This window comes from Intrasporangium calvum, assembly GCF_028446585.1.
Taxonomy (GTDB): Bacteria; Actinomycetota; Actinomycetes; order Actinomycetales; family Dermatophilaceae; genus Intrasporangium; species Intrasporangium calvum_A.
In genome coordinates this window covers 1-7,495 of sequence record NZ_JAPFQL010000123.1, presented here as the reverse complement: position 1 = coordinate 7,495, position 7,495 = coordinate 1, and the positions used below count along the sequence as shown (strand labels likewise).

Genomic DNA, 7,495 nt, shown 5'->3' with positions numbered 1-7,495 from the left:
GGGCCACTCGAGTCGGTGTGGGGGAGTGCGGGATGCGTCACGTCACTGCCCTCCCGCACCGCGAGGCTCGGTGGTTAGGGTGCTCACATGCTTGCTGTCTACGCCGCCAGTCAGTCGTCCACCGATCCGCTCTCGGGCCTCGTCGTCGGGGACCGGCCGGACCCAGAGGCCCGGGAGGGCTGGGTCAACGTGCGGCTTCGCACGGCAGGGCTGAACCACCACGACGTGTGGTCCCTGCGTGGAGTGGGCCTGCCCGCCGACCGCCTGCCGATGATCCTGGGCTGTGATGGCGCCGGCGTCGACGACGCCGGGAACGAGGTCATCATCCACGCCGTCGTCCCGTCGGACGGTTGGCAGGGGGACGAGACGCTCGACCCGAAGCGGACCCTGCTGTCCGAGCTGCACGACGGGACGCTGGCGGAGTACGTCGCCGTCCCTCGGGGCAACCTCGTGCCCAAGCCGGCCGACCTCTCGTGGGAGGCGGCGGCCTGCCTCTCCACTGCCTGGCTCACCGCCTACCGGATGCTCTTCACCAACTCGGGAGTCAAGCCGGGCGGGACGGTGCTGGTGCAGGGCGCCGGCGGTGGCGTGGCGACTGCGCTGATCCAGCTCGGTGCGGCGGCCGGCTATCGGATGTGGGCGACCTCGCGGGATGCGGGCAAGGCCGAGAAGGCCCTGAGCATCGGCGCGGACCGGGTCTTCGAGTCGGGCGAGCGGCTTCCCGAGCGGGTCGACGCAGTCATGGAGACGGTCGGCGCCGCCACGTGGTCACACTCCGTGAACTCGCTGCAACCGGGCGGCACCATCGTCATCTCGGGTGCGACGTCCGGGGATGCCCCGACCAAGGCCGAGCTGACGAAGATCTTCTTCAAGCAGCTCCGGGTCGTCGGATCCACCATGGGCACGCGCGACGAGCTCGCCCACCTGTCGCGCTTCGTCGTCCAGCAGGGGATCCGGCCGGTCATCGACAGCGTCCTGCCGCTCGCCGAGGCACGCGAGGGATTCGCGCGCATGGTCGAGGGTGACGTCTTCGGCAAGGTCGTCTTCACGGTCGACTGACCGGGCCGTGGCCCGGCGCTCTCGCGGCGGCGAGGGCGCCACGGTGGTCACGGTGGTCACGGTGGTCACGCGTGGGAATGCACGCTCGGCAGGGCGGTCACCGAAACGACGACGGAGCGGCCGTCGGCACTCGGCTGTCCGCTGGACCCGTGGAGCCCTTCGGACCACAGGGAGGCCTCCAGGCGTGCAGCGAGGCGCCCCAGCTCGAAGGGCGTGTCCGCCCCGAGCGTGACGGAGAGGCGGCCGACGTCCGCCGTGCCGCAGTCGACGGTCTGGAGTGCGACGCGCACGGCCCGACCCACGGCCTCCAGCCGGGTGGAGTCGGCTCGTGACGCGGGCGGGATCCCGACCGCTTCGGCCTCCGGTGTCCCGGGCTCGACGCCCAGCGCCGCGCGCACGGCTTCGACCCTGCCGTGGCCGAACCAGTCGTCCGGCCCGGTCCGCACGAGGTCCCGGCCGCGAGGCGCCGCCGGCACGTCGGTCTCGGGGACGTATCGGGCGAGCCCGCGAACGACTGCCGCGGGCACTGCCTGGACCTTCCCCTTGGCGAGGTCAGCAGCGGAGGCGATCTCGTCGGCGATCGCCCGGCTCGTCACCTCGAGGGGTCGACCGTCCGCATCGGTGCCGCCCCTGAGGTCGTCAGTGGCCTGGAGGCCGTGGAGCCCGAGCGCGAAGTCCACCTGGCCGATCCGCCAGGGACGCCCGGAGGTGTCGCTGAGGATGACCCCTACGCGCACGCCGTGCCGCCGGAGGAGCTCGTCCCGCAGGTCGCGGCAGACCGCATCCGGATCATGAGGCAGCAGCAGCCACCCACCGTGCCGGCCGGTGTTGGAGCCGTCGACCCCAGCGGCGGCCATGACGGGACCTGCCTTGGACCGGACGATGCGCGTGACGTGCGCCGGTGTGGCTCGCTCGGCCACGACGTAGTCCGTCTCGTTGGCGACGACACGGACCTTGTCGGGATCGTGGGTGACGAGACCGAGCGCCTTGCTGGCGATCTTGCTCGACACGACGACGATGTCACCCGTCTGGAGCCGGACCCCCGACGAACGCAGCCCTACCTCGAGCACGTCGGCCAGCGCATCGCCCTCCTCAACCTCCGGGATCCCCCTCAGAGGGGTGATGGTGACCGTGGAGGTCAGTCCGGGTCCCGCCGTCGGTCTGCTCATGGCCTGCTCTCGCCGCCCTTCTTCGCGGCGAGCTGCGAGGCGAGGCTCAGGGCAGCGCCGGCGATGTCGGCTGCCGCCTGGACCGAGCTCATGAGCAGCGGCCGCCGGACCAGGACCGGCCCCGACCCGGGCCGGGGCTCCTGCATGGCGTCGTCCGTCTCGACGAGCCAGCCGTCGAGGAAGTCCGCGTAGAGGCCGGCGACCCCCGCGCTGCTCGACTCGACACCCACGGTCTCGAGGCAGATATCGGCGTGTCCCCGGACCGGTCGACCGCCGATGAGCGGCGAGACCCCGACCACCGGTGCTCGGGTGCCCCGGAGGGCGTCGCGGACTCCGGGGACCCCGAGGATGATGCCGATGGACACGACCGGGTTGCTGGGGGGCAGGAGCACGACGTCGGCGTTGCGGATGGCCTCGAGGACGCCTGGTGCCGGCGCTGCAGAGTCCAGGCCCGCCACGACGAAACGCTCTGCGTCGATGGCCGCGCCGTGGCGGACCCACCACTCCTGGAAGTGGATGGCCCGTTGCTCACCGGCTTCCGTCACCACCACATGGGTCTCGACCGGCGCGTCGGTCATCGGCAGCAGCGTGACTCCCGCCTCGGGAAGCCCCCAGCGGTCCGCGAGGCGGGCGGTGACCGCGCTCAGCGGAACTCCCTGTCCCAGCAGCTGAGATCGGTAGATGTGCGTCGCGAGGTCCTTGTCGCCCAGGGAGAACCACTGCGGCGTGGCCCCGAGCGCGGCCAGCTCGACCGCCACGTGGTGCGACTCGTCGGAGCGGCCCCATCCCTGCCCCTCGTGCACGCTGCCTCCCAACGTGTAGAGGATCGTGTCGAGGTCGGGGCACACCCGGAGGCCGAAGAGGGTGATGTCGTCGCCGGTGTTGCCGATCACGGTGACCTGGGCACGGTCACTCGCTCGGGTGGTCGCCAGGTGCTCCAGGAGACCACGGAGGAAGCGGGCGCCGCCGACGCCGCCGGCCAGGGCTGTGATGCGCATGCCGACGATCTTCTCAGGGACCGGTCGGCCGCCAGCAGAGCGGCATCGGGGTCGTCGAGAAAACGGGGTGTGTGTCGATGCGGTGCGGGGTAAGGAGCCTGTCGTGAGCGGGTCGGACGAGACGCGGAGGAGGGGTCGAGGCGCAGCCCTATCAGACCCCGCACCCGGCAGGCAAATATCATCATACGGCTTGACGTGGCGTGCATGACACGCTTGTAATTTCATTGTTGTACTTGTCAGTTGCCCCGGATCGGGCAGGCCAGCTCGGGTGGAGCAGCCGGCAGGAGGACGCGCAGTGCTGACATGAGGAAGTCAGGGTCGAGGAGGGGTCATGCACGAGCTGATGTTGGTGATGTCGGAGGAGAGCGGACAAGGCGGTGAGCTCTCATGGCAGGAGCGGTCGCTGTGCGCCCAGACCGACCCGGAGGCGTTCTTCCCGGAGAAGGGCGGCTCCACACGCGAGGCCAAGAAGGTCTGCGTGGGATGTGAGGTGCGCGCCGAGTGCCTCGAATACGCTCTCGCGAACGACGAGCGGTTCGGCATCTGGGGTGGCCTCTCGGAGCGTGAGCGTCGCAAGCTGAAGAAGCGCGCGGTCTGAGGATGCGGGCCGTGCCCGGGGGCCGCATCGGGACCCGGGCGGAGGAGCGCAGTGCCTGACCTGAGCCACGGACACACGTCGCCCTCCGGCGCCGGAGCAGCCGCCTCGTCCGTCCCCCCCTCCACGGGACGAGCGGCTGTCTCGGAGCCGGTGGTCGTTCGACAGGCCGTGAGCGCGGTCGTGCTGGTGCGCGACGGTGCCGCCCGGCTGGCGAGGTGTCTGGACGCACTCGCCGCTCAGACGGTGCTGCCCAGCCGACTGCTCATCGTCGACGTGGCGAGCAGCGACACCTCGATGGCCATCGCCCAGGCGCACTCCAGGGTGCGGCACGCGATCCGCGACGTGCAGATCCACCGCATCGATCAACCGGTGCCCGACGGTGTCGCCATCAACCTCGCCGCGGCCGAGCTGGCACCCCTCGAGCAGCCGGACGACGCACCCGCCGCGACGTCCGAGTGGCTGTGGGTCGTCCCGGACCGGGCCGTGCCCCTGTCGACCGCTCTGGAACGGCTGCTGGACGCCGCGGGGAGGTCTCCTTCCGTCGGCGTGGCGGGCCCCAAGGTCGTCGACGCGGCGGATCCGCGGCGTCTCGTGTCGCTCGGCCTGCAGGTCACGCGGACCGGACGGCTGATGGCGTCCCCCAAGCCCGGGGAGGCCGACCAGGGCCAGCACGACCAGCGCGAGGACGTCCTGGCCGTCACCTTGAGCGGGATGATCATCCGCAGGGACGTGCTTGCCGACCTCGGCGGCTTCGACCCGGCCTTCGACGGCGTCGGCGCCGACCTCGACCTCGGATGGCGAGCCCACCTGGCCGGGCACCGGGTGATCGTGGTGCCCGGGGCCACCGTGCTGAGGGTGGGCCAGACCGAGGTGCGCGACCGTGCTGCAGACCAGGTGGCGTCGCCGGACGGACGGCGCAGCCGCCGAGCGGCACGCAGGGTGGCCCTGGCCCGCTGCTCGCTGGCGGCCATGCCGTTCATGGCCACGTGGATCGCGCTGTCCTCCCTCACTGCGGCCTTGGTCCTGCTCCTGGCCAAACGCCCGCGCGCAGCCTGGCGTGAGCTGGGGGACCTCGGCGCACTGCTCCGGCCGGCTGCCGTCCTCGGAGCGCGCTGGCGAGGACGACGCACTCGCCGCCTCCGCGGCAGCGACCTGCGCACCCTCTTCGTCTCGCCGGTGGCGGCTGCGCGATCGACCCTGGACCACATCCAGGACTCCATCACCCCGGAGCGAGCGCGTCCCCGTCGCGAGGCAGCGCCCACCACGGAGACCGGGCCGACGTCGGACGAGTCCGAGGCCTTCGGGGTGCTCCCACCTGCCCTCGGGCAACGGATCGCCACCCATCCCGGCGTCGTCGCAGTGACGACGACTCTGCTCGTCAGTGTGATCGCCTGGCGCGACGGGCTCCGGGCCGGAGCGTTGTCGCCGACGGGGACCGGCCTGGCCGGTGGTGAGCTGCGCCCCGTCGCCAGCGACTCGTCCGGCCTGTGGCATGCCTTCTGGGACGCGTGGCACGGCTCCGGGCTCGGCTCCGGCGGGGAGTCAGGTCCGCACCTGGCCGTGCTGGCCGCCGTCACCTGGGTCGCCGAGCTGCTGCCGGGGATGTCGGAGAGCCGCTCCACCGTCGGGGTGACTTTGGCCTGGCTGCTCTTCCTGGCGCCCGCGCTGTCCGCCTGGTCCGCGTATCTCGCGTCCAGGGTCCTGTCCGTCCCCCGCAGTGCGAGGGCCGTCGTGGCCCTTGCCTGGGCCAGCTCCTCCGTCCTCACGACCGCCGTCGCCGACGGGCGACTCACTGCGGCCCTGGGGCATGTCCTGGTCCCGTTCGTGCTGGCCGGTTTCGCCCTCGCAGCCAGGCGGCACGGCAGCTACACCGCCACCTTTGCGACGGCACTCGCCGTGGCCCTGCTGGCCGCGGTCGAGCCCCCATACCTTGCGCTCACCTCTGCCGCCGCCCTCGGCCTCCTGGTGTTCGGGCCCGGCACGCGTCGGCTGCGGGCCCTGGTGCTGCTGCTCGCGCCGCTGGCCGTGCTTGCGACGTGGACCGGCTCGGTCATCGCCGACTGGCGGCTCCTCCTGTCCGGCCCGGGGCTGCTCTCCACGGTGACCACGACTCCTCCGTGGCAGATGGTCCTGGGCCACCCCGGCCATCCCGGCCAGCCGGCGGGCCAGGAGTCCGCGACGTCGTCGACTCTCCTCGATGCCGCCGCAGGCGTGGCGGTGTGGGCGGCGCTCCCTCTCCTCGCCGTGGGCGTCCTCGGCTACGCACGGCGGGCCGCGGGTCGGGGCGAGAGCGTGGGTCTCGCGATCACCGCTCTGGCGGGCCTCACCGGGCTGTCTGTCGCGCTGGGGTCCGGGCGCTTCGTGCTGGGCTCGGCCGAGACCGGAGTCGGGACCTCCGGCGCGGCACATCTGTGGGCCGGAGCGGGACTGCAGCTCTGGGTCGCCGCGGTCCTCGTCGGCATCCTCGTCGCCAGTCGCCCGGCGGTCGTGGCCCCGGGTGCGCGGCCCACCGCGTCGCTGCCGGGCCGGTGGCTGGTGGCGGGCAAGGTGGGCCGCTCGGCGGCGCTGCTCGTTCCCGTCCTTGTCCTGCTCACCGTCTGGGGCGCCGCGGGTTTCAGCCGGACCCTGACCGTGGACGAGGCCAGACTTCCGGCCGTTGCCGTCGAGCAGTCGAAGGACCCACTCAGCAACCGGCTGCTGCTGCTGCGTCCCAGCGACGAGGTGGTGGACTTCGTCCTCGTGGGCCGCGAGCCGGGACACCTGCTTCGGGATCTCGACCGCCCCGCGAGTGCCGACGACCGGTCGCTCGTCGACGTGACGGCTCGTCTCGTCGGCGGCCGGGCCACCGACGTACGTGAGGCCGACGAGCTCGTGCAGTGGGGGATCGGCTTCGTCCAGGTCCAGGCGGGGCCGGACAACCCGCTCACCCGGCGGTTGGACGCCACCGAGGGACTCAGCCGACTCGGCTCGAGCGACCAGGGGATCCTGTGGAGGGTCGTGCCGCAGGACACGGCGCCGGGTGCCGCACCTGCGGCGGCGCCGTCTCGGGTGCGAGTCGTCGATGCCGACGGGCGCCACCTGGCCCTGGTGCCCACGCGCGGGCCCCACGGGGCCGTGGAGGAGCGTGTGTCACCAGGACCGCAGGGCCGACTCCTGGTCGTCGCTGAGCCCCTCGAATGGGCGCGGCACGCCGTCGTCTCCGTCGGAGGCGAGGTGCTGCAGCCCGTATCCGGCTCCGCGCTGCCCTCCTACGCGCTGCCGCCCGGAGGTGGCCTGCTCCGGATCGACCTGGCGGCCTCACAACCGTGGCTCCGCCTCGGCCAGGGCCTTGCGCTCGCGTTCGTCATCTTCATGGCACTGCCCTTCGGGAACCGTCGGTCAAGGAGGTCCCCGTCATGAGCCCCGCGCGCCCCCTGGGCCGACTCGCGGCAGCCGCTCGTCTGCCGCGTTCCTGGAGCCGGGCCGGAGTGTCCCGTGCGGCCCTCATCACCGTGGCGGCAGCCGCGCTGACGGTGGCCGCGGGAACCATTGACGACACCGTCGAGCTCGCGCGCCCCAACGAGCGGACCGGGGTGCCGCAGGCCTCCGAGATGCTCGTCGAGTCGGCAGCGCTCGTCTGCCCCGGCCAGCAGCGGGTCGGAGTGCCGGGCATGCGCGACGTGCCCGGGGCG

At 72.6% G+C, this 7,495-nt stretch carries 6 protein-coding genes; 4 read left to right on the top strand and 2 right to left on the bottom strand.

What is annotated here, in order from left to right; genetic code table 11:
• The first annotated feature begins 87 nt into the window (after positions 1-87).
• Positions 88-1,059: a zinc-binding dehydrogenase gene (locus OO014_RS18530; protein ID WP_272463808.1), complete on the top strand. Its 972-nt coding sequence runs from the start codon at positions 88-90 to the stop codon at positions 1,057-1,059.
• Positions 1,060-1,124: 65 nt separating this feature from the next.
• Here the strand turns inward: OO014_RS18530 and OO014_RS18525 are convergent, their stop codons facing one another.
• Positions 1,125-2,228 carry a coenzyme F420-0:L-glutamate ligase gene (locus tag OO014_RS18525; RefSeq protein WP_272463807.1) on the bottom strand — a complete coding sequence of 368 codons (1,104 nt, stop codon included), beginning with the start codon at positions 2,226-2,228 and terminating at the stop codon, positions 1,125-1,127.
• Entirely contained in the window at positions 2,225-3,226 is a 1,002-nt protein-coding gene (cofD, locus tag OO014_RS18520; RefSeq protein WP_272463806.1) for a 2-phospho-L-lactate transferase, read from the bottom strand. Before cofD ends, OO014_RS18525 begins: the two co-directional genes overlap by 4 nt.
• 331 nt (positions 3,227-3,557) lie before the next feature.
• Between cofD and OO014_RS18515 the strand changes: the two genes are divergently transcribed.
• From OO014_RS18515 to OO014_RS18505, 3 genes are all read left to right on the top strand, one after another.
• Positions 3,558-3,824 carry a WhiB family transcriptional regulator gene (locus OO014_RS18515; RefSeq protein ID WP_272463805.1) on the top strand — a complete coding sequence of 89 codons (267 nt, stop codon included), beginning with the start codon at positions 3,558-3,560 and terminating at the stop codon, positions 3,822-3,824.
• A 168-nt stretch (positions 3,825-3,992) separates the two neighbouring features.
• A complete protein-coding gene (locus OO014_RS18510; RefSeq protein ID WP_272463804.1) occupies positions 3,993-7,223 on the top strand; it encodes a glycosyltransferase in 3,231 nt (1,076 codons plus the stop codon).
• Positions 7,220-7,495, top strand: a 276-nt coding sequence (locus tag OO014_RS18505) for a hypothetical protein (RefSeq protein ID WP_272463803.1), incomplete at its 3' end; no start/stop codon positions are given. The genes OO014_RS18510 and OO014_RS18505, both read left to right, overlap by 4 nt.

Excerpts from the sequence above, each read along its gene's own strand:
- OO014_RS18530 (WP_272463808.1), top strand. The coding sequence starts at position 88 with ATGCTTGCTGTCTACGCCGCCAGTCAGTCGTCCACCGATCCGCTCTCG.
- OO014_RS18525 (WP_272463807.1), bottom strand. The coding sequence starts at position 2,228 with ATGAGCAGACCGACGGCGGGACCCGGACTGACCTCCACGGTCACCATC.
- cofD (WP_272463806.1), bottom strand. The coding sequence starts at position 3,226 with ATGCGCATCACAGCCCTGGCCGGCGGCGTCGGCGGCGCCCGCTTCCTC.
- OO014_RS18515 (WP_272463805.1), top strand. The coding sequence starts at position 3,558 with ATGCACGAGCTGATGTTGGTGATGTCGGAGGAGAGCGGACAAGGCGGT.